Source organism: Ureibacillus sp. MALMAid1270 (assembly GCF_049202975.1).
In the GTDB taxonomy this organism is placed as follows: Bacteria; Bacillota; Bacilli; order Bacillales_A; family Planococcaceae; genus Ureibacillus.
In genome coordinates, this window is the sequence record NZ_JBMIRP010000095.1 from 77,774 (window position 1) to 103,429 (window position 25,656).

The 25,656-nt window shown below is 35.9% G+C and carries 26 protein-coding genes and 1 riboswitch; of the genes, 20 read left to right on the top strand and 6 right to left on the bottom strand.

The features are described from left to right. Positions 1–49 precede the first annotated feature (49 nt). The gene (locus tag ACOQFO_RS14065) at positions 50–406 is read right to left on the bottom strand and encodes an ABC transporter permease (RefSeq protein ID WP_421690294.1); all 357 of its coding nucleotides are present in this window, start codon (positions 404–406) and stop codon (positions 50–52) included. A gap of 308 nt (positions 407–714) precedes the next feature. Between ACOQFO_RS14065 and sirA the strand changes: the two genes are divergently transcribed. Beyond that, the gene (gene sirA, locus ACOQFO_RS14070; RefSeq protein ID WP_421690295.1) at positions 715–1,140 is read left to right on the top strand and encodes a sporulation inhibitor of replication protein SirA; all 426 of its coding nucleotides are present in this window, start codon (positions 715–717) and stop codon (positions 1,138–1,140) included. 139 nt (positions 1,141–1,279) lie between these two features. Next, the gene (locus ACOQFO_RS14075; protein ID WP_421690439.1) at positions 1,280–1,501 is read left to right on the top strand and encodes a YneF family protein; all 222 of its coding nucleotides are present in this window, start codon (positions 1,280–1,282) and stop codon (positions 1,499–1,501) included. Positions 1,502–1,627: 126 nt separating this feature from the next. Here ACOQFO_RS14075 and ACOQFO_RS14080 read toward each other — a convergent pair whose 3' ends face one another. Continuing rightward, complete coding sequence (locus tag ACOQFO_RS14080; protein WP_421690296.1) at positions 1,628–2,587, bottom strand: alpha/beta hydrolase; 960 nt, start codon at positions 2,585–2,587, stop codon at positions 1,628–1,630. Between the two features lie 264 nt (positions 2,588–2,851). Between ACOQFO_RS14080 and ACOQFO_RS14085 the strand changes: the two genes are divergently transcribed. Further along, the gene (locus tag ACOQFO_RS14085; protein WP_421690297.1) at positions 2,852–3,118 is read left to right on the top strand and encodes a YqkE family protein; all 267 of its coding nucleotides are present in this window, start codon (positions 2,852–2,854) and stop codon (positions 3,116–3,118) included. Positions 3,119–4,833: 1,715 nt separating this feature from the next. Here the strand turns inward: ACOQFO_RS14085 and ACOQFO_RS14090 are convergent. The 3 genes from ACOQFO_RS14090 to ACOQFO_RS14100 form a co-directional block, all read right to left on the bottom strand. Next, positions 4,834–6,177: an amino acid permease gene (locus ACOQFO_RS14090; RefSeq protein WP_421690298.1), complete on the bottom strand. Its 1,344-nt coding sequence runs from the start codon at positions 6,175–6,177 to the stop codon at positions 4,834–4,836. 261 nt (positions 6,178–6,438) lie between these two features. Continuing rightward, a riboswitch (glycine riboswitch) is annotated at positions 6,439–6,515 on the bottom strand. Positions 6,516–6,780: 265 nt separating this feature from the next. Next, on the bottom strand, positions 6,781–7,281 hold the full coding sequence (locus ACOQFO_RS14095) for a VanZ family protein (protein ID WP_421690299.1): 501 nt from the start codon (positions 7,279–7,281) through the stop codon (positions 6,781–6,783). After that, on the bottom strand, positions 7,278–8,177 hold the full coding sequence (locus ACOQFO_RS14100) for an aldo/keto reductase (protein WP_421690300.1): 900 nt from the start codon (positions 8,175–8,177) through the stop codon (positions 7,278–7,280). The genes ACOQFO_RS14095 and ACOQFO_RS14100 overlap by 4 nt, the downstream gene beginning before the upstream one ends. Positions 8,178–8,264: 87 nt before the next feature. Between ACOQFO_RS14100 and ACOQFO_RS14105 the strand changes: the two genes are divergently transcribed. From ACOQFO_RS14105 to ACOQFO_RS14170, 14 genes are all read left to right on the top strand, one after another. After that, positions 8,265–8,810: an NUDIX domain-containing protein gene (locus tag ACOQFO_RS14105; protein ID WP_421690301.1), complete on the top strand. Its 546-nt coding sequence runs from the start codon at positions 8,265–8,267 to the stop codon at positions 8,808–8,810. Between the two features lie 204 nt (positions 8,811–9,014). After that, entirely contained in the window at positions 9,015–9,524 is a 510-nt protein-coding gene (locus ACOQFO_RS14110) for a hypothetical protein (RefSeq protein ID WP_421690302.1), read from the top strand. A 169-nt stretch (positions 9,525–9,693) separates the two neighbouring features. Further along, positions 9,694–10,143, top strand: coding sequence for a Fur family transcriptional regulator (locus ACOQFO_RS14115; protein ID WP_421690303.1), 450 nt, complete (start codon positions 9,694–9,696; stop codon positions 10,141–10,143). Positions 10,144–10,427: 284 nt separating this feature from the next. Continuing rightward, the gene (locus ACOQFO_RS14120) at positions 10,428–10,655 is read left to right on the top strand and encodes a hypothetical protein (RefSeq protein WP_421690304.1); all 228 of its coding nucleotides are present in this window, start codon (positions 10,428–10,430) and stop codon (positions 10,653–10,655) included. 148 nt (positions 10,656–10,803) lie between these two features. Next, positions 10,804–11,706 carry a site-specific tyrosine recombinase XerD gene (xerD, locus tag ACOQFO_RS14125; protein WP_421690440.1) on the top strand — a complete coding sequence of 301 codons (903 nt, stop codon included), beginning with the start codon at positions 10,804–10,806 and terminating at the stop codon, positions 11,704–11,706. Positions 11,707–11,852: 146 nt separating this feature from the next. Beyond that, positions 11,853–13,031 (top strand): phosphopentomutase, encoded by a 1,179-nt coding sequence (gene deoB / locus ACOQFO_RS14130; RefSeq protein WP_421690305.1) that lies wholly within the window; start codon positions 11,853–11,855, stop codon positions 13,029–13,031. Between the two features lie 45 nt (positions 13,032–13,076). After that, positions 13,077–14,381 carry a pyrimidine-nucleoside phosphorylase gene (locus tag ACOQFO_RS14135; RefSeq protein WP_421690306.1) on the top strand — a complete coding sequence of 435 codons (1,305 nt, stop codon included), beginning with the start codon at positions 13,077–13,079 and terminating at the stop codon, positions 14,379–14,381. A 403-nt stretch (positions 14,382–14,784) separates the two neighbouring features. Further along, positions 14,785–16,509, top strand: coding sequence for a SulP family inorganic anion transporter (locus tag ACOQFO_RS14140; RefSeq protein ID WP_421690307.1), 1,725 nt, complete (start codon positions 14,785–14,787; stop codon positions 16,507–16,509). A gap of 386 nt (positions 16,510–16,895) precedes the next feature. After that, positions 16,896–17,249 carry an STAS domain-containing protein gene (locus tag ACOQFO_RS14145; protein ID WP_421690308.1) on the top strand — a complete coding sequence of 118 codons (354 nt, stop codon included), beginning with the start codon at positions 16,896–16,898 and terminating at the stop codon, positions 17,247–17,249. Further along, positions 17,242–17,685 (top strand): anti-sigma F factor, encoded by a 444-nt coding sequence (gene spoIIAB / locus ACOQFO_RS14150; protein WP_421690309.1) that lies wholly within the window; start codon positions 17,242–17,244, stop codon positions 17,683–17,685. Before ACOQFO_RS14145 ends, spoIIAB begins: the two co-directional genes overlap by 8 nt. A 45-nt stretch (positions 17,686–17,730) precedes the next feature. Next, positions 17,731–18,522, top strand: a complete 792-nt coding sequence (locus tag ACOQFO_RS14155; RefSeq protein ID WP_421690310.1) for a SigF/SigG family RNA polymerase sporulation sigma factor — start codon at positions 17,731–17,733, stop codon at positions 18,520–18,522. Next, the gene (locus ACOQFO_RS14160) at positions 18,519–19,985 is read left to right on the top strand and encodes a spore germination protein (RefSeq protein WP_421690311.1); all 1,467 of its coding nucleotides are present in this window, start codon (positions 18,519–18,521) and stop codon (positions 19,983–19,985) included. Before ACOQFO_RS14155 ends, ACOQFO_RS14160 begins: the two co-directional genes overlap by 4 nt. A 107-nt stretch (positions 19,986–20,092) precedes the next feature. After that, on the top strand, positions 20,093–21,418 hold the full coding sequence (gene lysA / locus ACOQFO_RS14165; protein ID WP_421690312.1) for a diaminopimelate decarboxylase: 1,326 nt from the start codon (positions 20,093–20,095) through the stop codon (positions 21,416–21,418). Between the two features lie 455 nt (positions 21,419–21,873). Further along, complete coding sequence (locus ACOQFO_RS14170; protein ID WP_421690313.1) at positions 21,874–22,239, top strand: GNAT family N-acetyltransferase; 366 nt, start codon at positions 21,874–21,876, stop codon at positions 22,237–22,239. Between the two features lie 33 nt (positions 22,240–22,272). Here the strand turns inward: ACOQFO_RS14170 and ACOQFO_RS14175 are convergent, their stop codons facing one another. Next, complete coding sequence (locus tag ACOQFO_RS14175; protein ID WP_421690314.1) at positions 22,273–22,776, bottom strand: DUF309 domain-containing protein; 504 nt, start codon at positions 22,774–22,776, stop codon at positions 22,273–22,275. A gap of 142 nt (positions 22,777–22,918) precedes the next feature. Here ACOQFO_RS14175 and ACOQFO_RS14180 point away from each other — a divergent pair, with 142 nt between their 5' ends. The 3 genes from ACOQFO_RS14180 to ACOQFO_RS14190 all read left to right on the top strand — a co-directional run bounded on the left by ACOQFO_RS14180 (position 22,919) and on the right by ACOQFO_RS14190 (position 25,454). Then, positions 22,919–23,695, top strand: a complete 777-nt coding sequence (locus ACOQFO_RS14180) for a segregation/condensation protein A (RefSeq protein ID WP_421690315.1) — start codon at positions 22,919–22,921, stop codon at positions 23,693–23,695. Continuing rightward, positions 23,670–24,263 carry an SMC-Scp complex subunit ScpB gene (scpB, locus tag ACOQFO_RS14185; RefSeq protein ID WP_421690316.1) on the top strand — a complete coding sequence of 198 codons (594 nt, stop codon included), beginning with the start codon at positions 23,670–23,672 and terminating at the stop codon, positions 24,261–24,263. The genes ACOQFO_RS14180 and scpB overlap by 26 nt, the downstream gene beginning before the upstream one ends. 192 nt (positions 24,264–24,455) lie before the next feature. Beyond that, positions 24,456–25,454 carry a D-alanyl-D-alanine carboxypeptidase family protein gene (locus ACOQFO_RS14190; protein WP_421690317.1) on the top strand — a complete coding sequence of 333 codons (999 nt, stop codon included), beginning with the start codon at positions 24,456–24,458 and terminating at the stop codon, positions 25,452–25,454. The last annotated feature ends 202 nt before the right edge of the window (positions 25,455–25,656 follow it).

Genomic DNA, 25,656 nt, shown 5'->3' on the forward strand with positions numbered 1-25,656 from the left:
CTCTCCTTAAATTTGACTTAGGTGGGGGAGGCCCCCATATCACTGGGAATTATTTTGTTAAGTTAGACCATTCTCTTTCAAAGTTTGTGAATGGATCATTTGATTTGCTTTTAGTAGGGAATTCTACTTTTACGTCTTCGTCTTTCCATTTTTTATAAAGTACATAAAGGATTACGATAGCGACAATTCCGATGATAGCTGGAATGTTTGAGATAGCGGATAAAATCCCGATAATCCCAAGAATAACCCATATGACTTTTGAGAAAGATGATTTACTTTTCACGTAGAAGTGCATTGCTAGGAAAACAAGCAGTGCTGAAAATGCAAGACCTATCATTGGACCTACCATCGCAAGTGCTATGATAAGAGTGACACCACCAGCAATTAATAGTAAAAGTTTTTTCATTTTGTTTAGCTCCTTTCGTTTGGCAGATATGATCTGCATAAGTGCAACTAAGGCTAATCACCAATAGGTTTGGCACTTAACCAAGTTTTACTAATATCCTTATCTTATCTTCTATTCTGTTTTCCTAAAACGGACTGTAAATGGATTTTGAAGTAGGTCTAGAGGCTGAGATGGTATAGGAATAGAGTGCTATTTATGCGTTTCCTCGATATTTTGACAAAAATAGAACTGAATGTGTGACAGTTTGTGACAAAATATTCAGAAAGTTTCGGTTATAATGGCAAATAAGGAAGGGAGGACAAATAATTATGAGAATTTATTCAATTTTTAATATAAGAAAAGAATATCAATCATTTATATTTGGTAGAGAACGCATGCTTTTAGAAATGGTCCAATCAACAGACAAAGTAAAGGAGTCCTCTGTGAGTATGGAACTGAGTTTTATCTGTAAACCTTTAGAAGAGGCGAATGTAAATCAAATCTTTCAACATATTCAAGATCGTTTTCCAACGACTTGTGTTGCGGAGGATACATTAAAAATAAAACATCAAATTAAAGGCGAAATAAAATTAAAAATGCGTAAATACTATATAGAAGCAGTTTGCGAAGGATCACGAATGCTTGATTTGGATTTATTCCAAACTTTAGGTCAAGTCAATGATTCGTTCCTAGCTTTTAACACACAAGAGGCAGAATGCGGTTGGTTGAAGCCCATTAAGCACCTTGCTTACTAGAAGAAATATTATGAATTGCGTGGGTATATAGAAAAAACTTTTGAAATGCTAGAAACAACTGAAGTTATAGTGTATAATCCTTCATGGAGAGTTTTTCTCGAAGACAAGCGTTATTGTGGAGGAGGTTGGTTACAGCATGATGCCAATATGGTTAGGAATTTTACTTATCGTAGTTGCTTTAATAGGGGGCACTTTCTTAGGTTTCTTTATTGCCCGTCAATATATGATGAAATATTTAAAAGAAAACCCACCAATTAATGAACAAATGATCCGTGTAATGATGTCTCAAATGGGACGTAAACCATCAGAAAAACAAGTTCGTCAAATGATGGCCCAAATGAACAAATTACAAGATAAATAAAAAATCTACCTAACAACAGTTTTACTTACGTAGCTGTTGTTTTTTAGTTTTTTATAAGTGTTTGGAAATGTGAAAAGCGCACCGGATTGAGAGTCGGCGCGCCTTAATTTATTTTTTGGTCGGTTGTTAAGTTTCTTCACTCACGGATTGTAGGTTGGCTTGATTGAAAACGTATTTCTCTAAAAATTCTTTGACGGTTTTTTCGTACTCGACTGGGTTGTCGTTGAAGGATTGTGCATGGGCCCCTTTTTCAAACTTTTTGAACATCTTCGGTCCTTTTTTCACTTCATACATTTCTTCTGACATTTCCGGTAAAATGAAATCGTCCTGAAGGCTATGAACGAAAAGGATAGGTGATTCGATATTCGACACAGCTTCTTTTGGTGACACATCCCAAATCGAATAACCATCACGTATTCTTAGGAAAATATTAGCTAGATGAACAGGTAGTTGCGTACGTAATACTGTTGATTTCTTTATTACATGAGAGACTTGCTTCGAGAAATCAGAGAAAGCACAATCTGCAATATAGAAATCTGCATTGTCTTCAATAGATCCAGCATATAGTAGTGTCGTTGCAGCCCCCATTGATTCTCCGTGAATTCCTAAAATAGCATCATCTCCAATAATCGATCTCACTGTTTGCACTACCGCTTGCAAATCAAACTTCTCATAATGTCCATAACTTGTTGTTTTTCCACCTGATTCTCCGTGTCTTCTGTGATCAAAAACAAAAGTATTAAATCCAAGTCGTTCATACATTCTCGCGTACTTCATAGAATTCATTTTGTTTTCTGTAACACCATGGCTAATAATTACGGTATTTTTTGTGTCAAGTGGTTGTAAAAATACACCTTTCACTTGGTAACCGTTTGGTGAATCAATTAACATTTCTTCTTTACGACAATTTTTATACCAAGCTTCATCAAAACGTTGTGCTTTTATTTCACGGTCATAGATAAATCGGTCGTCTTTCTTTTTAATGTACATTAGTTTATTCGTTACAAATATACCGAATACAGTTGTTGCTGCAGATAAGGCGGTTGTAAAAATACTAGAGAATAAAAAGACTCTTCCACGTTTCATAAAAACACCTCGATCTCTTAAAATTTTGAGATATTCAAACCCTTAAGTAACACATCGATAAAACTATTGTAACATAGGATTGTAAACGTAGTATTAATTAAAATCATGTCGTAATTGTATGGGGAATTTGGTAAAATCTCATTACGAAGTGAGTGTTTCCAATGTAAGCGTACTCTTCTTTATTATATTTTACGCAAGAAATAAACGATTGGTTCACAATTCCACCGCGAAATGACAGTAATATATGAAAGTAGGTAATGAAAAATGGCTAAAAATAAAAAACAAAATGGTTTTGCTCAAACAACAAATGTTAGTGATTTAGGAAAAAATGAATCAGTAACATTACAAGATCAATTAAACAGTGACGTCCTAGCGAAATTAAAACTAACTAAGAAAAACTTGGTGGAAGAACAACAAGCCAAAGAAGCAGAACTAGAAGCACAACGCGCATTCGAACGTAAACAACGCGAAAAAAACATGAGCTTCGAAGAATTACTTGAGAAGTACGGGGATCAAGGATCGAAGTTTTAGGTTGATTGGGGGTTAGTGAGGGAAGTTTGAGGTGCGCGGTGGCAAGTGTACATGGTGTATTGCTCGAGGGCGTGGAATAATGGACAAAACTTGCTGGAAAAGTTAGTGGAATGTCCATAAGAAGTGGGTTAATGGACAAAACCTGCTGGAAAAATTAGTGGAGTGTCCATAAGAGGCGGGTTAATGGACAAAACCAGGTTGAAAAGTAGGTGGAATGTCCATATGAAGCGGGTTAATGGACAAAACTTGGTGAAAAAGTTAGTGGAATGTCCATAAGAAGTGTGTTAATGGACAAAACCAGGTTGAAAAGTAGGTGGAATGTCCATTACAAGCGAGTTAATGGACAAAACTTGCTGGAAAAGTTAGTGGAGTGTCCATAAGAGGCGTGTTAATGGACAAAACCTGGTTGAAAAAAAGGTGGAATGTCCATATGAAGCGGGTTAATGGAGAAAACTTGCTGGAAAAGTTAGTGGAGTGTCCATAAGAGGCAGGTTAATGGACAGAACCTGGTTGAAAGGTAGGTGGAGTGTCCATAAGAAGCGTGTTAATGGAGAAAACTTGCTGGAAAAGTTAGTGGAGTGTCCATAAGAGGCGTGTTAATGGACAAAACCAGGTTGAAAAGTAGGTGGAGTGTCCATAAGAAGCGTGTTAATGGACAAAACCTGATTGAAAGGTAGGTGGAGTGTCCATAAGAAGCGTGTTAATGGACAAAACCAGGTTGAAAAGTAGGTGGAATGTCCATAAGAAGTGTGTTAATGGACAAAACTTGCTGGAAAAGTTAGTGGAGTGTCCATAAGAGGCGGGTTAATGGACAAAACTTGGTGAAAAAGTTAGTGGAATGTCCATAAGAAGTGTGTTAATGGACAAAACCAGGTTGAAAAGTAGGTGGAATGTCCATTACAAGCGAGTAAATGGACAAAACTCGGTGAAAAAGATAGTGGAATGTCCATAAGAGGCAGGTTAATGGACAAAACTTGGTGAAAAAGTTAGTGGAATGTCCATAAGAGGCAGGTTAATGGACAAAACTTGCTGGAAAAGTTAGTGGAGTGTCCATAAGAGGCAGGTTAATGGACAAAACCAGGTTGAAAAAAAGGTGGAATGTCCATATGAAGCGGGTTAATGGACAAAACTTGGTGAAAAAGAGGTTGAAGTATCCATAAGAAACAGTTTATTGGATACATTTCGATGGAAAAGGTTGGGTTTTGTCCATTATCATTTTTCTCTGTGCCCAAATCGACCCGAAATCCATGTGAATGGTAACATAGAACGGTTCTCAGTGCCCAAACAGCTCGAAAATCCACCTCAAAAGTAACATAGAGCGGCTCTCAGTGCCCAAACAGCTCGAAAATCCACCTGAAAGGTAACATAGAGCGGCTCTAAGTGCCCAAATCGACCCGTAATCCACCTCAAAGGTAACATAGAGCGGCTCTAAGTGCCCAAACAGCCCGAAAATCCACCTCAAAGGTAACATAGACCCGTTCTCTGTGCCCAAATCGACCCGAAATCCACCTCAAAGGTAACATAGAGCGGCTCTCACTGCCCAAACATCCCGAAAATCCACCTCAAAGGCAACATAGAACCGTACTCAGTGCCCAAACAGCTCACAATTCCACCTCAAAGGTAACATAGAAGTCCACTTCGCACCCAATCCGTCCACAAAACAAAAAAGAGAAGCGCACAAACGCTTCTCCATACTTCATTCCATTCCTCACAAACTACTTCTTTGCTTTCCTCATTCCATAAATAAAGAACAACAAAATAAACCAAATCGGCGTAAGCAGTAAAGCCGGTCTTGTATCATCGGAAACAAACATAATTCCCAAAATCACCACGAATAGAACTAGTACCACATAGTTAATGAACGGTGTTAGTGGTGCTTTGAAATGTGATTTTTTGTGTAAATCTGGACGTTTTTTCAAATAAACTAAATGAGAAATCAAAATGATACTCCACACCCAAATGAAACAAATCGCACTAATCGTTGTAACAATGCTAAAAGCAGATTCAGGTACTAAATAGCTTAATAAAGCCCCAACAGAAACAACGATCGCTGAAACAATCAATGCATTTCCAGGTACGTGATTTTTATTTAACTTGGAGAATGCTTTTGGACCTTGTTTATTTTTACTTAAGTTAAACATCATGCGGCTAGTGGAGAATAAACCACTGTTCCCGGCAGAAGCTGCAGATGTAATGACGACGAAATTAATAATACCAGCCGCTACTGGAATCCCAACCAAAGTAAACACTTGTACAAATGGACTATTTGCTGCACTTAACTCTGTCCATGGGTTGATAGATAAAATAACGAAAATCGCTCCGACATAAAATAGCAAGATGCGGACAGGGATTTTATTAATCGCTGATGGAATATTTTTTTGTGGATCCGCAGTTTCAGCTGCAGAAACCCCTACTAATTCAACCCCTACAAATGCGAATACTACCATTTGGAAGGCGAATAAAAATCCTGAAATACCATTCGGGAAGAAACCACCATGTTCCCATAAATTTGAAACTGACACATAGCCTGTATCTGTTTGGAATCCAGTAATAATCATCACAATTCCTATAATTATTAATGCAACTATCGTAATTACTTTAATAATAGCGAACCAAAACTCTAACTCTCCAAATAATTTTACAGTTAATAAATTCAAGGCTAATAAAATTATTAAACATAGGATTGCAGGGATCCATTGAGGAATGTCAAACCAGTGTCGAACATAAACACCAACCGCAATAATATCTGCCATAGCAGTCATAATCCAACAAAACCAGTAAGTCCATCCTGTGATAAATCCTGCCCAGTCACCTAAATAATCTGTAGCGAAATCTGTAAAAGATGAATAGCGTGAGTTTGATAATAACATTTCACCTAATGAGCGCATTACAAAAAATAGCGCCACACCAATGATTAAATATACAAATAGGACGGACGGACCGGCTTTTTCTATCGCTGCTCCTGATCCTAAAAATAAACCTGTACCAATCGTTCCACCAATAGCAATCAATTGAACATGTCGGTTTTTCAATTCTCGTTTTAACTCTTGCTGTGCCATTAGAATGCCTCCAAAAATATTAGATTTGCTATTTTGCTGCTAATATTACTAAACAATGCATTTCTGATGGATTCACGATTTCTGTATCCTAATTGGACATTTATGATGTGACCCCCCTGTGTCGCAAACAAGAACTGGGACAGAAAGCCTGTCCCCAATGTCCCTCCAAGAAAATAAAAAAAGAGATGGTAGGATACCATCTCTGAAAAGTCGAAGAAGAGGAATAAATAAATGTAAATGCATCATTTCATTTAATATTCGTTTCTAGCTTCTGTCCTTTTGCCTGAGATTGTGAACCCTTCGGCGTCGCGTAATGCGAACTCTCCAGAAATTGCTCCAGCTATAGTCCCCCCATAGCCTTCATCGCACTATATGTAATTGAATTCAATTGTACAACTCACCTTGCAATTGAATTTATAGTGAATATAACAGTTATTTATCAAACTTACAATACTACGAAACTATTTTAATGCTTCTAGTAAAGTAATTACAAGTACATAAAAGAATTGCAATAGGGTGAAACAGTGAATAATGTAATAAATAAGAATAGTGAGAGAAATCGATACTTCCAACCGAAAACATAAAAAAACTGACAAAAAATTGTCAGTTCGTCATTGAGTTCATTTTTCTATTTTTGATATATTCTCTTAATGAAAATAGTATTTTTAATATAACAATAAAAGTAATAGCCCCAGTTGTATCAAGCAAAACATCTTGGAAAGCGCCTGTTCTACCAGCAAGAAAGGTTTGTCGGTATTCATCAAGGCAGGCGAGAGTAAAAGTTGTAAGTATTGCGTATATGACAGCTAGTTTTAATTTGAATTTTCTATAGACTATATAAAACAAGCTCGCTAATAGACCAAAACCAATGAAGTGAAAACTTTTTCGAATTAAGAATTCAATAAAGTAAAAATAGCCACGAGTTTCTACGGAAATGGTTTTTCCCCAATAGGAAAGTTCAATTTTGCTTAACAAATCATAGAAAGGTTGATCAGCTAAAATCGTTCTTAATGATGGAACTAGCGTTTGCTGTTCATAAGTGGTGTTCGAAAATACGAAAAGTATGAGCAACCCAACCGCTAAAAGTAATAAATATTTTTTCATCGGTGCTCTTCGTACATGTCTTGCTTAACGATATTTTTTAGTAGCTCTACATTCTTTATCTGTTGAGCTGTTTTATATGCGGCAATATTATCAAGAAGCTGCTTTTCATTTCTTGCACCTATGACAGTGGAAGCAATGACTGGATGACTAAGGTTAAATGCAAGTGCAGCTGCATGAATGTCACCAAATTCTTCCTCGATTTTTTGCAATACTTCTACTAATTCCTCTTTTGAATATGACATATAGCCTTTCGATTGCTCAACCCGTGATTTCCACTCATTTGTTAGTAAGCCTTTAGCAATCGACCCACGTGTAACAACTGAAGTGCCCGCTTGTTGAATAGATTCAAACCATTCTTCTGGTCTACGGTCGAGAAGACTATATTGCATCATGTTTGAGACTGCAGAACTGTTTTGGACGAATGGAATAAATACGTTTGGACGAATCGATGAAATACCATATTCACGAATAAGGCCATCTTTTTTCAACTTTTCAAATGATTCGATGATCTCGTCCCACGAATCTTCTTTAGTACCTCCATGGAGCTGGTAAATGTCAATGTAATCTGTTTGTAATCGGCGCAAACTATCTTTCAAGCCTTCTTCAATATGCTTAGGGGAAGCATCCCAATGCCAACCATTTCCGTCCTCATTCCATACATTACCAACCTTTGTTGCAACGATGACTTCATGGCGAAAAGGTTTTAAACATTGACCAACGATCTCTTCATTGATTCCTTTATCATACAAATCGGCAGTATCAAAATAATTAATGCCATTTTCAATGGACAGTTCAATAATTGACTTTGCTTCTGATAGATTAGTAGGAAGTGACATGCATCCTAAACTTAGCTCTGAAATTTCAATATCGCTTTTTCCAACCGTTCTTTTTTTCATGTAAAGAACCTCATTTCCAAAACTGTGTTATTTCCATATTAATGGTACAATAAAACAAAACATTAGGACAAGCGAGGACACCTTTTCATGAAAAAATTTGAAGAAAAAACGATACATTCAGAACCCATTTTTAAAGGGAAAGTCATTTCTTTAAAAGTTGATGATGTCATCCTTCCAAATGGAAAAGAATCAAAAAGAGAAATTGTTAATCATCCAGGTGCGGTGGCAATAATTCCTATTACTGACGAAGGTAAAATCATTCTTGTAGAGCAATATCGAAAAGCGCTTGAAAGATCAATTATCGAAATTCCTGCTGGGAAGTTAGAAAAGGGAGAATCTCCTGAACATACTGCTAGAAGGGAGTTAGAGGAAGAAACGGGTTATGGCTGCCATGAGTTGACGTACCTTCAAACATTTGCTACATCTCCAGGATTTGCAGATGAGGTCATTCATCTTTATGTTGCTAAACAACTTTATACAATCGATGTGAAAGCAGAACTTGATGAAGATGAATTTGTATCACTTATGGAAGTTTCGCTCCAAGAGGCAGAAGAAATGGTAAAAGAACAAAAGATTTATGATGCCAAAACAGCATTTGCAGTTCTTTGGATGAAGCTACAAGAGCAAAAATAGTTTTGAACTCAATAAAAACCGATCGTACTCATAATTTCAGCTGTGAGACCGGGCGTTTTTTGATAGATTGTTAAATATTTTTTCATGAGAATTAATTCAGCCAGCATTACCAACTAGTAGATTAATTTATAAAAATTTAAACCTATTAATTTTGCATATTGATAGAGGACGAGCATAAGCTGTATCAACGAAAGGAGAATGCTTATGTTTCGTTCTACTATACTTATCCAATATGCTGTTATTTTAGCAATTAGTTTTGTGAGCGGTGTGATTTGTTTTCAAGCTTTTAGCCTAGACAAATCAATACAATTAATAGAATTGATTGATTCCAGAGTAATTGACCCTAATGATGTATCAATATGGCAATCAATTCTACCATTAGGAGTATCAATTTTATTAGTACTACTTTTTGCAACGCATCCTTATATTCCTTTTGTTGCCCAATTTGTAGTGGCCGTTCGAGCAACATTCTTTGGCTTTAGCTCTGTTTTTTTATTAACTCAACAAGATTCGATGATTGTATATAGTTTATGGTGGTTCCCGTTTCAGTTAATTTATTGTATATTGCTTCTTATTTTATGTTCAGTTTATACGTCGAGAAAAGTGGGACCTAACCGGAGACATTTTTTTGCACAAAATCTATTTTATATCCTATTAGCAGGTTTTGTAGGGCTTTGTATTCTTGAGATTCTCGTCATTTCTTATATTGTTTAAAGTAATAAAATTAGTATGAATGAAATGAATTTTTCGAGTACGCCAAAAAATACGACAAAGTGCGCATAATAATATGACTATATTTCGTCAATATGAAAATCATGTAAAACCTCCCTTGTAATCACTTTTACTCATTTGGTATAATGAGGTGAGTTTAGGAGGGCGTCGTATGGAAAGCCGTATCGATCGTATAAAAAAGCAATTACATAGTGCTGGCTATAAGCTGACGCCGCAAAGAGAAGCGACAGTTGCAGTGCTATTAGAACATGAAGAAGATCATTTAAGCGCTGAAGATGTATTTTTGAAAGTAAAGGATAAGGCACCTGAAATTGGGTTAGCTACTGTATATCGAACATTAGAATTATTAACTGAATTGAAAATTGTCGATAAAATTAATTTCGGTGACGGTGTATCCCGTTATGATTTGCGTCAAGAAGGTGCAAAACATTTCCATCACCATTTAGTATGTATTGAATGTGGATCTGTAGATGAAATCCAAGAAGACCTATTAGATGATGTGGAAGCTGTTGTAGAAAGAAGATGGAACTTTATCATTAAAGACCATCGACTTACATTCCACGGAATTTGCTGGCGTTGTAGTGGAAACAAAACTAAATAAGACTTCTCGAGTACTGTATCAATTGAATACAGTACTTTTTATTTTGTTCATGCAAATATTTCATAAGTTATTTTTTACTTATGGAATATTCCTAACTTTGTCTTTACTTGGATTATTCCAAGTGAATGATGGGTATTAAAATTAACATACCGAGCATTGTTTAACAGTGAGAAAAATAGAGAAATGGTGGACGTGCTAGGTTCAGATGTGTTATTCCAAAATGCACTTTTACTATTCTTAATTTCTGTAATTATTATTTAGCAGTTGGATTTGTTGTATCTAAAGTGCGACAAGTGAATATGAAAGAAATCGCGATTTTTGGTTTAATGTTTACTATTATTCAATTCTTTATCATTAATGTGTTTAGTATTAAATTTAGTATGGATTATATCTATGATGAAACAACAGTATCTATTGGGTTTGATATGGTCAGTACATTAGTTTTTGCTTTCATTATTTCATTTGCTAGTTTTTATGGTGGCAGCTACTTACGAAAAGTGTTAAGTAAATAATGATAATATGAATTAGGACGGTCCGTTAATAGCTGACCGTCTTTTCTATTCGTTCATTCACTTCCTTTTTTCTTATTATTAGGGGATAAATCTTGTACACTTTCCAAAAAAAAACTATCATAACAAGTGAGAAGGTTAGGTGAAGATAGTGAAACATACTAAAGACGCGCTGTTAGATTATATTCATTTTTTACAAGTGGAACGGCAACTTTCAAAAAATACGTTAGCCTCTTACAAAAGAGATTTAGAAAGTTATATTGAACATTTACATACAGTACAAGGAATTGAAAATTTAAATTTCGTCACACGTTCAAACATATTGCTCCATCTCGATGAATTGCGTACAAAAGGGATCTCAGCGCGAACTATTGCACGGCACATTTCAGCCATCCGCTCTTTTCATCAGTTCTTATTGCGTGAAAAGGTAACAGACTCAGACCCTACAATACACTTAGATATGCCGCAAATCGATCAAAAGCTCCCAAGAGTTTTGACGATTGATGAAATAGATGCCCTTATCGCTGCTCCAGACCGTAGTAAACCGCAGGGCATTCGAGACGTCGCAATGCTTGAGTTGTTATATGCTACTGGAATGCGTATAAGTGAATGTATCAGTTTAGATTTGAATGATGTCCATATAACAATGGGCTTTGTGCGAGTGTACGGGAAAGGTGGAAAGGAAAGAATCATACCACTGGGCAAAAGCGCAATAAAAGCATGTGATGCTTATTTGCAAGTTGCACGGGATCGATTACAAGGAAAGTATCCGAAAACTGATGCGTTTTTTATCAATCAAAGAGGGAAACGCTTAACAAGACAAGGTTGTTGGAAACTTTTAAAAGAGCATGCGGAAAGGGCGAATATAAAGAAGGAAATTACGCCCCATACTTTAAGGCATAGCTTTGCGACCCACTTAATTGAAAATGGTGCAGATTTACGTGCCGTTCAGGAAATGCTCGGTCATGCTGACATTTCAACAACTCAAATTTATACACATATTAGTAAAACAAGACTTTCAGAAGTATATAAACAGTTCCATCCAAGAGCGTGATTTCTAATTTTGTGGTAAATTTATTTTCCTAGGTGTTTTGGAAGGTTTACACCTGCAATGTCGGAATCAAATTTTCCCGACCACAATAAAAGCAAACTAAAAAACTTAAAAACAGAAAACAACAGTACATCTTAGGAGGAAAAACAATGAAACCCTTTAAAAAAATACATCTAATCGTTATGGATTCAGTTGGTATTGGAGAGGCGCCAGATGCTGCAAACTTTGGCGATGAAGGTTCAGATACTTTAGGGCATATTGCAGAAAAAATGAATGGTTTAAATATGCCAAATTTAGAAGCATTCGGATTATCAAACATCCGTGAAATTAAAGGAATGAAAAAAGTTGATCAACCAAAAGCCTATTTTGGAAAAATGCAAGAAGCTTCTGTTGGAAAAGATACAATGACAGGGCATTGGGAAATTATGGGCCTAAATATCGATAAACCATTTAAAGTGTATCCTGAAGGCTTCCCTAAAGAATTAATCGACCAACTTGAAGCGAGAACGGGTCGAAAAGTGATTGGAAACATTCCAGCTAGTGGAACAACAATCATCGAAGAATTAGGGCAAGAACATATGGAAACAGGAGCTATCATTGTTTATACATCAGCAGACCCAGTACTACAAATCGCTGCTCATGAAGAAATCGTTCCTTTAGAAGAACTTTATAAAATTTGCGAGATCGCACGTGAAATTACGTTACAACCAGAATTTTTAGTTGGTCGAGTAATTGCACGTCCGTTCGTCGGAACACCAGGTAATTTCTCGCGTACTTCTAATAGACATGACTATGCTTTAAAACCATTTGGTCGTACAACAATGAATGAACTTAAAGACTCCGGTTTCGACGTTATTGCTATTGGGAAAATTTCAGACATTTACAATAACGAAGGTGTGACAGAAGCCATTCGTACGAAAAACAATACAGATGGAATGGATCAAATTGTTGAAGTGGCGAAACGTGATTTCCACGGAATTAGTTTCTTAAACTTAGTTGATTTCGATGCGAACTACGGACATCGTAGAGATCCAATTGGTTACGGCGAAGCATTAGAAGAATTTGATCGTCGTTTACCTGAATTACTAATGGAATTAGATGAAGATGATTTATTAATCATTACGGCGGACCATGGTAATGACCCAACATTCCCTGGAACAGACCATACACGTGAATATGTACCTTTACTTGTTATTTCACCAAGATTTGCAGAAGGAAAAGAGCTTCCACTTCGCGATACATTTGCGGACATCGCAGCTACAATCGCGGAAAACTTTAGTGTCAATGAACCACCATTTGGTAAAAGCTTTTTGTCTGAATTAAAATAAGTAAATTATGTTATAAACTGAAGTTGTAAAGGGAGGCCACTCAAAATGAGAATGGTTGATATTATTGAAAAGAAACGAAACGGTGAAGAATTAACAACAGAAGAAATTAGCTTTTTCGTTCAAGGTTATACAAAAGGAGAAATTCCTGATTACCAAGTAAGTGCGTTAATGATGGCGATTTACTTTCAGGATATGACTGAACGTGAACGCGCTGATTTGACTATGGCGATGGTACATTCAGGAGACCAAATTGATTTATCACAAATTAATGGAATTAAAGTCGATAAACACTCTACTGGTGGAGTAGGGGATACAACGACATTATCTTTAGCTGCCATGGTTGCTGCTTGTGGTGTGCCTGTTGCTAAAATGAGTGGACGCGGCTTAGGACATACTGGTGGAACAATTGATAAACTTGAGGCTATTGAAGGATTCCATGTTGAACTAAGCAATGAGCAATTTGTAAAACAAGTAAATGATATTAAGATGGCGGTTATTGGGCAAAGTGGAAATCTGACACCAGCCGATAAAAAACTTTATGCTTTGCGTGATGTAACTGGTACTGTTCCAAGCATTCCTTTAATCGCAAGTTCTATTATGTCTAAAAAAATTGCAGCAGGTGCAGATGCAATTGTACTAGATGTAAAAACTGGTGATGGTGCATTCATGAAAACACTTGAAGAGTCTGAAGCACTTGCACATGCAATGGTAAAAATCGGGAATAATGTTGGTCGTAAAACAATGGCGATTATTTCAGATATGAGCCAACCTCTTGGTTACGCAATTGGAAATGCTCTTGAAGTGAAAGAAGCGATTGATACATTAAAAGGTGAAGGACCTGAAGATTTACAAGAATTGTGCTATGCGCTTGGATCTCAAATGATCGTTGTAGGCGGTAAAGCTGAATCAATCGAAGAAGCTAGAAAGATGTTAGTAGAAGTTGTCCAAAATGGTGCAGCTCTTGAAATCTTTAAGAAATTTATCGAAGCTCAAGGTGGAAATCCAGCGGTTGTTGACGATCCTTCGTTGTTACCACAAGCAAAATATAAGATCGATGTAGCTTCAAAACAATCTGGCTACATTAGCAAAATGGAAGCAGATGATATCGGTATTGCAGCGATGTTGCTAGGGGCTGGTCGCGCGACAAAAGAATCTACTATTGATTTATCAGTGGGTCTTGTTCTACAGAAAAAAGTTGGAGATGCGGTTGAAATTGGAGATACAATTGTAACAATCCATACTAATTCGTTAGATGTGGAAAATGTCATTCAAAAACTGTATGCTCATATTGAAATTTCAGAAGAAAAAGTGGAAGCTCCACAGTTAATTAAAACAGTCATTACAGAATAAAAAATCCTAAACTTTTAAAGCGAATTATTCATGAATACTATTTCATGGATAATTTGCTTTTTTTGAATTTGTTTAAATAGTTCGAAAGTTGTTAGTACAGTCAAGAAAATATTGTTGTATAACAGAATTGGTGGTAATATAATCTCGACATTACACTTTTTTGGTGTTGCAAGTAGTTTAAAGCTATTACTTAAATGAATATCGCCTATCGATTCCTCGCTAAATAAGGATCAATCAATGACGACTTTTAATAAGTTAGTAGCTTAAATATAGATATTTGCTACTAACTTTATTTTTTAGGTAAATATGTTAGAATAAGAATAATTTCATAATTTTTACATTTACGAGTTAAATTGCAACGCGAAAGAGAAAATGCATAAATCATACTAGAAGAAGGGATATAATGGGGAAATTTTGGACAGGGAGATTCGAAGGCTATTCATTTAATCATTTTAAAAAGGATTTATTATCCGGGACGATAGTAGGGATTGTTGCTATACCACTTGCGATGTCATTTGCTATTGCTTCTGGCGTGAAACCAGAATACGGAATCTACACGGCAATTATTGCCGGTATCCTCATTTCATTACTTGGGGGCTCAAGGTTCCAAATTGGAGGACCAACAGGGGCATTTGTTCCTATATTATTAGGTGTAGTATTAGCGTACGGTTATGAGAATTTATTAATTGCTGGGTTGATGGCAGGGGTTATGCTTGTCCTCATGGGTATTTTTAAATTAGGAGTGTTAATAAAATTTATTCCTAGACCAGTAACAGTAGGATTTACAGCAGGAATCGCAGTGATCATTTTCACGGGGCAAATCGGTAATTTTTTCGGATTAACAGGTTTAAAATCCCACGAATACTTTATCGATAATATTCGAGAAATTGCTTCTCATTTTAATACAATTAGCTTTTATAGTGTTTTAATTGCAGTTATTTGTATGTCAATACAGTTATTAACGCCGAAAATTTTACCTAAAGTACCTGGAGCTTTAGTTGGTATTGTTGTTTCATCTATTGTAGCGGCTCTATTTTTCAGCGGGCAAGTCGCCACAATTGGAACAACTTATGGTGCGATTCCTAGTACTCTACCAGAATTCCATATTCCTGAAATTACGATAGAAAAAATATATTTACTATTAGGACCTGCGTTTGTTATTGCGATGTTGGGAGGAATTGAATCTCTTTTATCTGCAGTTGTAGCGGACGGAATGACAAATAGTAAACATAATAGTAATAAAGAATTAATTGGTCAAGGGATTGCGAATATCGTCACTCCGTTCTTTGGAGGGATTCCGGCGACTGGTGCCATTGCACGAACTGCTACAAACATTAAATCGGGTGCAGTTTCGCCAATGTCTGGTGTAATCCATGGGTTAGTTGTTTTATTAACTTTACTTGTTTTTGCACCTCTTGCAGTCCATATTCCGCTTGCAAGTTTAGCTCCAGTATTAATGATTGTTGCTTGGAATATGAGTGAACGTAAACATTTTGCTCATATATTAAAACTGAAATCAGGCGATTCTCTTGTTCTAGTAATCACATTTTTACTAACAGTATTTACAAGTTTAACAACTGCCGTAATGGTAGGGTTATTATTAGCGGTCATTCTATTTGCAAAAAGAATGAGTGAGATGTTGATTGTCACAAAAGTACTACCAGACCATGATGATCACCATGGCAAAGTTCTACCACATGTAGTGAAACCTAATCATGACTGTCCACAAGTAAGTATCTATACAATAGAAGGGCCGTTATTCTTCGGTGCTGCACAAACTTTTGAGCAATCGATCTTATCTTCAATCAATTACAGACCGAATGTATTAATTTTACGTATGTCAAAGGTTCCTTATATAGATACGACGGGTGAGGAATATTTCCGTAATATAGTGAAGGATTTTAAGAGTCAAGGTGGAACACTATTTGTAACTGGGGTTAATGCTAAATTGAAAAAAATATTAGATCAAACCGGTTTAACTAAAGAAATTGGAGAAGCTAATTTCTTTGCACGTACAGGTGAAGCCATAAACCGTGCAATTGGTTGTGTTAACCGAGGAGTTTGCCTTGGATGTAAACATTTTGCATTCCGTGAATGTACTGATCTTTCTAGTACAAAAATAAGTTAATAGTAGATAAAAAATATGACTATTTTTCAAAATTGGGGTAACACAATTTTGAAAGATAGTCTTTTTTATTGTTTAAAATACTTCCTTTTTTACCATACTAAATGATGGTAATGGTTTATATTTGGCGCGCTTGTTTTAACTGCAGTGAAATTTCTATACAGTAACAAAAGCCAAATTCACATTTAATTTACCTTGTCCATCTTACATAGCAGCTCCTAGTTAGAACAAAAAGAACAACTAGGAGAGATTGTTCCTTTTAGTCGATTGATAGCTATAGTATGTCGGATTTTCACTAGTTTTAACGAATTCTTTCTACTATTGTCAGACGAAAAGGAAAAAAGGGGTGCATTGTGGAATAGCCTTGTAAGAGGAGGCGAATACCATTCATGAATTTTGAAATTAATATGCACACAAATACAATCGCAGTCATTCGTCTATATGGCGAACTGGATCACCATGCAACTGAAAAAATCCGAGATCAAATTTCCAGAACTATTTTACAAGGTAGCCTTAGAACGATTATTTGGAATTTAGAGAAGTTAAACTTTATGGATAGCTCTGGGATAGGGTTGATATTAGGGCGCATGAGAGAACTGCGTGCTGTAAATGGACAAACAATCATATTAAATCCATCGAATACGATGAAAAAGATTTTCCAGTTTTCAGGATTATCTTCGTTCATGATGGATGGAAAAGAACAAGACGCAATAATGCATGCAAGGGGGATTGTGAATGGATAACGAAATGACGCTTTCATTCTTAGCTGTGAGTGAAAATGAAAGTTTAGCAAGGATGGCCGTAACAAGTTTTGTGTCTCAGCTAGATCCTACCATTGATGAACTTTCTGAATTTAAAACGATTGTATCCGAAGCAGTTTCGAATGCAATTATCCACGGCTATGACGAAGATGGCAAAGGTCTAGTGACGGTACATGCTGTACGAGAAGGGGATGTCATTTCTGTTGCTGTAAAAGATGAAGGAAAAGGTATTCCTGATTTGAAGAAAGCGATGGAACCGTTGTACACATCAAAGGCCGAAATGGAACGTTCTGGAATGGGCTTTACCATTATGGAAAGTTTTGCGGACAACTTACAAGTTGAATCGGAACCTGGTGTAGGGACAGTGGTGACGTTTTCGAAAAAATTTCTCTCTGTAAAAATGCCACAAATTTCATAATTTTGGACGCGAATACGCCTGGCGTATTTGAAAGAAGTAAGGGGGATGAGGACAATCGAACAGCCGTCCAATGTTTTGTTGACACAGGAGGAGATGCGTGAGCTTATTGCTCAAGCACAAACTGGTGATATTGAAGCAAGAAAGCAAATGATTGAAGGCAATACGCGGCTCGTTTGGTCGATTGTTCAGAGGTTTGCTTCTCGAGGAGTGGAGCTTGAGGATTTGTTTCAAATTGGATGTATCGGGCTCATGAAATCTGTTGATAAGTTTGATTTATCCTATGATGTGAAATTTTCGACTTATGCTGTTCCAATGATTATCGGTGAAATTCAACGATTTTTACGAGATGATGGAATGGTAAAAGTGAGTCGTTCAATCCGCGAGTTGAACTATAAGATTCGACATGCAACCGATGAATATTTAAAAACAAACGAAAAACCACCTTCAATCTCTGAATTAGCAGATATGTTAGGTGTAACGAAAGATGAAGTACTCGTTGCTACTGATGCTATGAGAGATCCAGCTTCGTTACATGAACAGCTATTTGAAAGTGAAGGGGATTCCATCACTTTGATGGATCAGATGAAAGATGAAAAATCAGAATTACCTTTCCAATATGTACCTCTAAAAGAAGTACTAGCGAAACTCGATAAACGTGAACAGTCCATCATTTACTTGCGATATTACTTAGATTTAACCCAAACAGATATTGCGGAAAGGCTAGGTATATCACAAGTCCAAGTGTCGAGGCTAGAAAAGAAAATTTTAGCGCAATTAAAACATTGGATGGACACCAATAATGCAACAAGATCTACTAAAAAGACGGTGAATAAATGACCAACAAGATTTTTACATCTATAGACGAGGCAAAAAATTATTGTTTTAGTCAATTTGGTAAAGATGAATCATTTGATATTTGTATAAAAGAAGTATACGTAAGAAGTTTACCTGTACTTCTTGTGTATGTAAGTGGGCTCATCGATTCAAATACGTTAACGATTCAACTTACGCCACTCTATTTAGAGCGTGAGGATTTCGACAAATATGAGATAAAAGATCATATTGAAGACGAAGACGCATATTTCGATGAGCATTTTAACTTCTTTGGAAAATCGGAACCAAAAGACAAAAATGAATTTATATTAAGCGTTTTAAGTGGGACAGTTGGGATTGTTACGTTGCATGGTTATGCATACACATTAGAGTTGCGTAATTATCCAGGACGTACCCCTGAAGAGCCTGATAATGAAAAAGTAATTAGAGGATCGCGTGATGGTTTTGCTGAAAACATTATCATCAACGCGGGACTTATCCGACGTCGAATTAGAAGTTCTCAATTACGAATTAACCTCCATAAGTTATCTGATTTAGGACAAACCGATGTTGCGATTTGCTATATGAATGACATCGTGAATGATAAACATTTAGAGTGGATTAAAAAGCGCTTTGAGCAGATTAAACATGATGGTCTGACAATGACTGATAAATCACTGGAAGAATGGTTATTTAAACAAAGATTCCATCCTATGCCATTTGTCAGATATTCGGAAAGACCTGACATAATTGCAGCACACTTATTAGAAGGCCATATTGCAATAATAGTGGATACATCGCCATCGGTTATTATTGTTCCTGTGACGATGTTTCATTTATTGCAACATGCAGAGGAGTACCGACAAGCACCATTTATTGGTACTTCGGTAAGACTTCTTAGATATATAGCTGCATTTTTAAGTTTAACTTTACTGCCGATTTGGTACTTACTCGCGACAAATGAATATCATGTCCCCGATGCGCTCTCCTTTATCGGAGCCAAAGAGGATAACAATATTCCATTATTCCTTCAAATAATTATTGCGAGTTTAGGGTTAGAATATTTACGACTCGCCGCTATTCACACCCCAACACCACTGTCCACCGCAATGGGCTTAGTGGCTGGTGTAATTATCGGACAAATTGCGATTGAAGTAGGATTATTCTCTTCCGAAGTCGTACTCTATACAGCTGTAGTTGCGATTTTCTCATTTGCAATTCCAACTTATGAATTGAGTACAGCATTGAAATATTTCCAATTCTTAATAATTATTTTAACCGCTTTATGGGGGGCAAATGGTTTCTTCATTGCTTTATTTATAACGTTTTCATACTTCTGCCATTTAAGGCCAATGAACGTGCCTTATATGTGGCCATTAGTACCTTTCTTCCCGAAAGCATTCGCACGTGTCTTTATTAGGTTTCCGATGGCAGATGATGCAATTAGACCGTATATTGTCGGGGCGAAATATCGAAAGCGTTCTTGAATGTACCATTGCATAAACGATGTTTCCTATGTTAAAGTTCACATATAAGTTTTTATCTTTAGAAAAGTATTTTTTACATTTCTAGAGAACTTAAGGAGAGATCGTTTATGCATTTATATGGAACACAGTGTATATCAAATAACGGTCATTTAACAATTGGTGGAGTAGATACTGTTGAGTTAGCGAAAACATATGGTACTCCACTTTTCATTTATGACCTTGAGTTAATTCGTGAACGTGCAAGAGGATTTATCGATACATTTAATAAATTAGGGGTTAAAGCAGAAGTTGCTTATGCATCAAAAGCATTTTCATGTGTAGCAATCTATCAAGTTGCGAAACAAGAGAATTTATCATTAGATGTAGTTTCTGGCGGTGAACTATATACTGCCATTAAGTCTGGTTTCCCTGCAGAACGAATTCATTTCCATGGTAATAACAAATCTTATGCTGAACTTGAGTTAGCATTTGAAACGAAAATTGGTTGTATCGTGGTTGATAACTTCTATGAAATTGAACTATTAAAAGAGATTTCAGAAGCTAAACAACAAGCGATGCGCATCTTACTTCGTGTAACACCGGGAGTTGAAGCACATACACATGACTTTATCACGACAGGACAAGCTGACTCTAAATTCGGCTTTGACTTAAACAATGGCCAAGCTGATGAAGCTTTCCAAAAAGTTGTTAATCATCCATACTTACAATTACTAGGATTACATTGTCATATTGGATCTCAAATTTTTGAAACAGACGGCTTTAGTTTAGCTGCTGGCAAATTAATGGAAAAAATTAGTGATTGGAAAGAAAATTTCCAATTTGAATGTACAGTTTTAAATTTAGGTGGAGGCTTTGGTATCCGTTATACTGAGGAAGACCATCCACTTGAACCGAAAGTTTATGTTGAAGAAATGATTAAAACGGTTCAAGAGAATGTAAAAGAATATAAATTATCCATGCCAGAAATTTGGATTGAACCAGGTCGTTCATTAGTTGGAGATGCAGGTACTTCACTATATACAATTGGATCTCAAAAAACAGTTCCAGCGATTCGTGAATATATTGCAGTCGATGGCGGTATGAGTGATAATATTCGCCCAGCATTATACGATGCAAAATATGAAGCGACAATTGCCAATAAAGCAAACGAGCAAAGAGACTTTACATATACAGTTGCAGGTAAACTGTGTGAATCTGGTGATAAATTAATCATCGATGCTGCTTTACAAAAAGCTGAAGCTGGAGACTTATTAGCTGTATTTTGTACAGGTGCATATGGCTATTCAATGGCCTCAAACTACAATCGTATTCCACGCCCTGCAGTTGTCTTTGTTGAATCCGGTGAACATCAATTAGCTATCAAAAGAGAAAGCTACGAGGATCTTGTTCAAAACGACCTTCCATTTTCTATGAATCAGGTGAGTGTGAAGTGAGTAAAAATTCAAAATGGTGGATACTTGGCTTTTTAGTCGTAGGATGTTTTATATGGGCACTGATCTACTTATATATCATCATTCCAAATTCATCTTTACAATAATACTTAAAAGCTACTAGATTATTGAATTTATTTAGCTAGTTGCTTGTAATTAATATATCGTGTAGTATTGTAAAGATGTTAAAACAAGTATGATAAAGTGAAACTACTATTAGAAAGTGAATTATTTCTAATAATATGTTGAAGCCCACAGGATTTGGGTAACACAGTTATTGCTTTCATGGCATTTTGTAAACAATAAGGGCAAAAAGCGAATTTGGCGATAAGTACTGTGTTCTATTTTTCGAACCTTTACAAGCAGTTGGATCACCTACTAAATTGTTAATATGTTTTTATTTATAAGGTTGAGAATAAACTTGCTGTACAGGCGGGATAAAAGAGGGAATGTTATAGATGTTAGTTCGCTATAAAAAATCATTCGAAAAATTAGCAATGGGTCTGCTATCGTTCATGCCTGAAGAAAAAGAAGTAAAGCGATTAATGGAAACTATGCAAAAGTATGAGCATGATGACCATTGGCAATTGTACCTTTGGAAAAAGGATGAAGAATTTGTAGGATTAGTTGGCGTCTTTACACAAGATAAAGTCGCGACGATTCAGCATATTACGGTCATGCCTTCTTATAGAGGCGAGGGTATTGCAATGGCTATGCTTCTTGAGCTTTCAAAACAATATGAAAAGCTTTTGGCATGCGAGGCAACAGAATCATTTATTAACAAGTGTCTACCGATCATAAACGGGGCAGATGGTACGATTTAACGTACCTCTGCTTTTTCTTTTGCTAAGAAATTACTATTTATTTTTTTGATTTCTTTTTAAATCTCTTGCATTTAGTATATCTGAGCGATCACGAAGCATATGTTTATTAAGAAGATAGTGATAAGAATCTTTTGGTAGAATTCGTATTTTATTAGATACTAATGTTTGAAGTTCTTGGTTGATAATTAGGAGTTCAAACGCTTCAAATGGACAATCCTGTTCTAACTTCACAATAGAAGATCGACAATTATTTATTAATGAATCATAATCAATATAATCAAAAAATGGAGAGTTATTATTTTTTTGAAAGTTTTTATAGGCTTTCGTTAATGTTCTTAGAGCACCAGCAAGATTTTGACGACGCCAATGATACATACTTGTTGCTAGTTGAATATATCCGACTAATGGATGATTCTTATCGCTTCTTGGAATATCTTTCCAATACTCTTCCAATACTTCATGGCATTCAAAATAATCTTGGTTTCCATTAAAATAAGAACAATAATCGATAAACAATGGGTGAAACAGTGGATGCATTGATTTCCTCTTTCCTTTATACTAATGAGTGGTATATAAATAGATTCAGTTCAATCTACACATACTTCATCAATGAGTGTAGACAATGGATTCTAAACACATAAAAATAGAACTTTAACAAATAATCAGGTGGGTACAAGTTATGTCTTATGAAGTAAAATTAGATGCCTTTTCGGGGCCTCTTGATTTATTATTGCATTTAATTCATCGTTTGGAAATTGATATATATGATATCCCGATGGCTGAATTGACTGCACAATATATTGACCATATTCATGCAATGAAAGAAGTAGAGCTAAATGAAGCAAGTGAATATCTAGTAATGGCAGCAACACTTCTTGCTATTAAAAGTAGAATGCTTTTACCCATTCATGAAGGCGAAATGGAAGATGCGGATTTTGAAGTTGAAACAGAAGACCCACGAGAAGAATTAGTAAATAAACTGATTGAATATAAAAAATATAAAGAAGCAGCGATTGAGCTAAAAGAGCTAGAATCGGATCGATCATTAGTATATACACGTCCACCGAGTGATTTATCTTCATTTGCTCCAGACGAGCAACTAGCACTATTTGATGCATCAGTGAATGTGTACGATATGATCGGTGCATTACAAAAGATTTTACGACGTAAAAATTTAAGAAAACCACTGTCAACTAGAGTTGCAAGACAGGAAATCTCTGTAAAAGATCAAATGTTTGCCGTTGTAGGTTCATTAAAATCGAATGGAGGAAGATCCTCTTTTTCAGATCTTTTCCCTTATGAAGATAAGACAACCATTATTGTAACGTTTTTATCAATATTAGAATTAATGAAAAGACAAGTTGTTTCCGTTGAACAGCAAAATAACTTCGAAGAGTTATTCGTAATATTGGACAAGGAGGTTCCCGAGGATGAACTCAGAAATTTTAATGAGTAAAATTGAAGCACTTCTGTTCGTAATTGGGGACGAAGGAATTAGTGTAAAACAATTGTCTCAGCTACTGGATGTTGATTCGATGGAAATTGAAGCTGCATTAAGTGAACTGAAAACAAACTATGAAGAATCTAATGTTCGAGGGATTACATTAAAAAATTTAGCAGGTACATATCAGTTAACAACTAAATCAGAAATGGCAGATACGATAAAAAAATTAGTTGAAAACCCTACGAGTAATGTTTTATCAACTGCTGCACTTGAAGTTCTTGCTATTATCGCCTATAAACAACCTATTACAAGAGTTGAAATTGAAGATTTAAGAGGAGTTAAAAGTGATCGACCAATCCAAACTCTCGTTTCAAGGGCACTTATTCAAGAGGTTGGACGAGCAGAAGGGACTGGCCGTGCTATCCTTTATGGTACAACGAAAGAATTTTTAAATTATTTTGGTTTAGAAACACTTAAAGATCTACCACCACTTCCAGATGAAATGTTAAAAGATGACGAACAAGAAACAGATTTATTTATGACGAAATTCCAGGAAACTTTCTCAAAAGAAGGAAAGTAACCATTACTTAGTTTAAGTTTTTGGTTTACGTGAAATACTAGAGTGGAATCCCACTTGAAAAGAATGTAAACCAATTCTTAGTTGTCGCGAATCACATCGATTATTAGGAAAAAATTTGCTTGATTCATATATAATTCATAAAAAATTGTAAGTATGTGATTAGTGGGATAAATTGAACAAAGGAGTGCCTAGTTGAAAAAAATTGCGAAACTAATCTTAATGTTGGCATTTTCATTTACTGCTTATTTTGGTGCTGCTCAAGCTGCAAGTGCATCATATGCAGTAATCGACGCGGATACGGGAAGACTATTGTACGGAAGTAGCCCTCATGTAAGAATGCCCATTGCAAGTCTAACAAAAATGTGGACAGCCTTAGTCGCAATTGAAAATGCGGATATAGATATGGAAGTGACGATTTCACACGAAGCTGCTAACGCTGAAGGTTCTGCCATTTATGTAGAACCTGGTGAAAAGGTGAAATTAGAAACTTTACTTTATGGATTAATGTTACGCTCAGGTAATGATGCTGCCTATGCAATAGCTGAAAGTGTCGGCGGCTCCATTGAAGGATTTGTTGATTTGATGAACGAAAAAGCACTCTATTACGGGCTCAAATCTACCTATTTTACAAATCCATCTGGCTTACATCATGAATTCCACATCTCAACGGCATATGATACAGCGCTAATGCTAAAATACGCAATGGATAACGAGCAATTCCGTGAAATAGCGACAACAATCACTTATAATGCAACTGACAAACTAACGCATGGTACAAACTGGCTAAATAAACACCGATTATTAAGAGAAAAAGTTGGTGCCATAGCAGGAAAAACAGGCTTTACTAAGGCCGCTGGAAGAACGTTAGCAACCTATTTCGAAAAAGATGACAAAAGAGTAATTGTTGTCACATTAAATGAATCAAACGACTGGCAAGTGCATAAATACCTTGCACAAAAAGCGTTTGACGAATACAAAAAAGTTACGATTGCAGATAAAGGATCTTACACTGTAAACAATAATATTTCAGTCAATCTCGAAGAACCTATTAAACTACTTTTAAATGCAAACGAAGAAAACGAATTAAAGAATGTATTATATCTTTCTAGAAAACAAAATGAATTTGGTGTTTGGCACGTCTTTTTAAATAATCAAAGTATCTTTACAAAACGTGTTACTTTAGAGAATTAGATTCGAATGATGCTGGAATAATTCTGTGACTAAGGTTTAGATTTGTGATCCGGACAACTTGGTCGATAACAGTCAAGATGTAAGTTTGTTGTTTAACTGAGCTAGGAAATTGAAAGTGGTAGGGCTATCTAGAAAGTTCGACTTTCTGGAGTAGTCCTATTTTTTGTGGTGTGGGGGATGTTATGGAAGTGTGTATTGTAGT

Excerpts from the sequence above, each read along its gene's own strand:
- ACOQFO_RS14065 (WP_421690294.1), bottom strand. The coding sequence starts at position 406 with ATGAAAAAACTTTTACTATTAATTGCTGGTGGTGTCACTCTTATCATA.
- sirA (WP_421690295.1), top strand. The coding sequence starts at position 715 with ATGAGAATTTATTCAATTTTTAATATAAGAAAAGAATATCAATCATTT.
- ACOQFO_RS14075 (WP_421690439.1), top strand. The coding sequence starts at position 1,280 with ATGCCAATATGGTTAGGAATTTTACTTATCGTAGTTGCTTTAATAGGG.
- ACOQFO_RS14080 (WP_421690296.1), bottom strand. The coding sequence starts at position 2,587 with ATGAAACGTGGAAGAGTCTTTTTATTCTCTAGTATTTTTACAACCGCC.
- ACOQFO_RS14085 (WP_421690297.1), top strand. The coding sequence starts at position 2,852 with ATGGCTAAAAATAAAAAACAAAATGGTTTTGCTCAAACAACAAATGTT.
- ACOQFO_RS14090 (WP_421690298.1), bottom strand. The coding sequence starts at position 6,177 with ATGGCACAGCAAGAGTTAAAACGAGAATTGAAAAACCGACATGTTCAA.
- ACOQFO_RS14095 (WP_421690299.1), bottom strand. The coding sequence starts at position 7,281 with ATGAAAAAATATTTATTACTTTTAGCGGTTGGGTTGCTCATACTTTTC.
- ACOQFO_RS14100 (WP_421690300.1), bottom strand. The coding sequence starts at position 8,177 with ATGAAAAAAAGAACGGTTGGAAAAAGCGATATTGAAATTTCAGAGCTA.
- ACOQFO_RS14105 (WP_421690301.1), top strand. The coding sequence starts at position 8,265 with ATGAAAAAATTTGAAGAAAAAACGATACATTCAGAACCCATTTTTAAA.
- ACOQFO_RS14110 (WP_421690302.1), top strand. The coding sequence starts at position 9,015 with ATGTTTCGTTCTACTATACTTATCCAATATGCTGTTATTTTAGCAATT.
- ACOQFO_RS14115 (WP_421690303.1), top strand. The coding sequence starts at position 9,694 with ATGGAAAGCCGTATCGATCGTATAAAAAAGCAATTACATAGTGCTGGC.
- deoB (WP_421690305.1), top strand. The coding sequence starts at position 11,853 with ATGAAACCCTTTAAAAAAATACATCTAATCGTTATGGATTCAGTTGGT.
- ACOQFO_RS14135 (WP_421690306.1), top strand. The coding sequence starts at position 13,077 with ATGAGAATGGTTGATATTATTGAAAAGAAACGAAACGGTGAAGAATTA.
- ACOQFO_RS14140 (WP_421690307.1), top strand. The coding sequence starts at position 14,785 with ATGGGGAAATTTTGGACAGGGAGATTCGAAGGCTATTCATTTAATCAT.
- ACOQFO_RS14145 (WP_421690308.1), top strand. The coding sequence starts at position 16,896 with ATGAATTTTGAAATTAATATGCACACAAATACAATCGCAGTCATTCGT.
- spoIIAB (WP_421690309.1), top strand. The coding sequence starts at position 17,242 with ATGGATAACGAAATGACGCTTTCATTCTTAGCTGTGAGTGAAAATGAA.
- ACOQFO_RS14155 (WP_421690310.1), top strand. The coding sequence starts at position 17,731 with ATGAGGACAATCGAACAGCCGTCCAATGTTTTGTTGACACAGGAGGAG.
- ACOQFO_RS14160 (WP_421690311.1), top strand. The coding sequence starts at position 18,519 with ATGACCAACAAGATTTTTACATCTATAGACGAGGCAAAAAATTATTGT.
- lysA (WP_421690312.1), top strand. The coding sequence starts at position 20,093 with ATGCATTTATATGGAACACAGTGTATATCAAATAACGGTCATTTAACA.
- ACOQFO_RS14170 (WP_421690313.1), top strand. The coding sequence starts at position 21,874 with ATGTTAGTTCGCTATAAAAAATCATTCGAAAAATTAGCAATGGGTCTG.
- ACOQFO_RS14175 (WP_421690314.1), bottom strand. The coding sequence starts at position 22,776 with ATGCATCCACTGTTTCACCCATTGTTTATCGATTATTGTTCTTATTTT.
- ACOQFO_RS14180 (WP_421690315.1), top strand. The coding sequence starts at position 22,919 with ATGTCTTATGAAGTAAAATTAGATGCCTTTTCGGGGCCTCTTGATTTA.
- scpB (WP_421690316.1), top strand. The coding sequence starts at position 23,670 with ATGAACTCAGAAATTTTAATGAGTAAAATTGAAGCACTTCTGTTCGTA.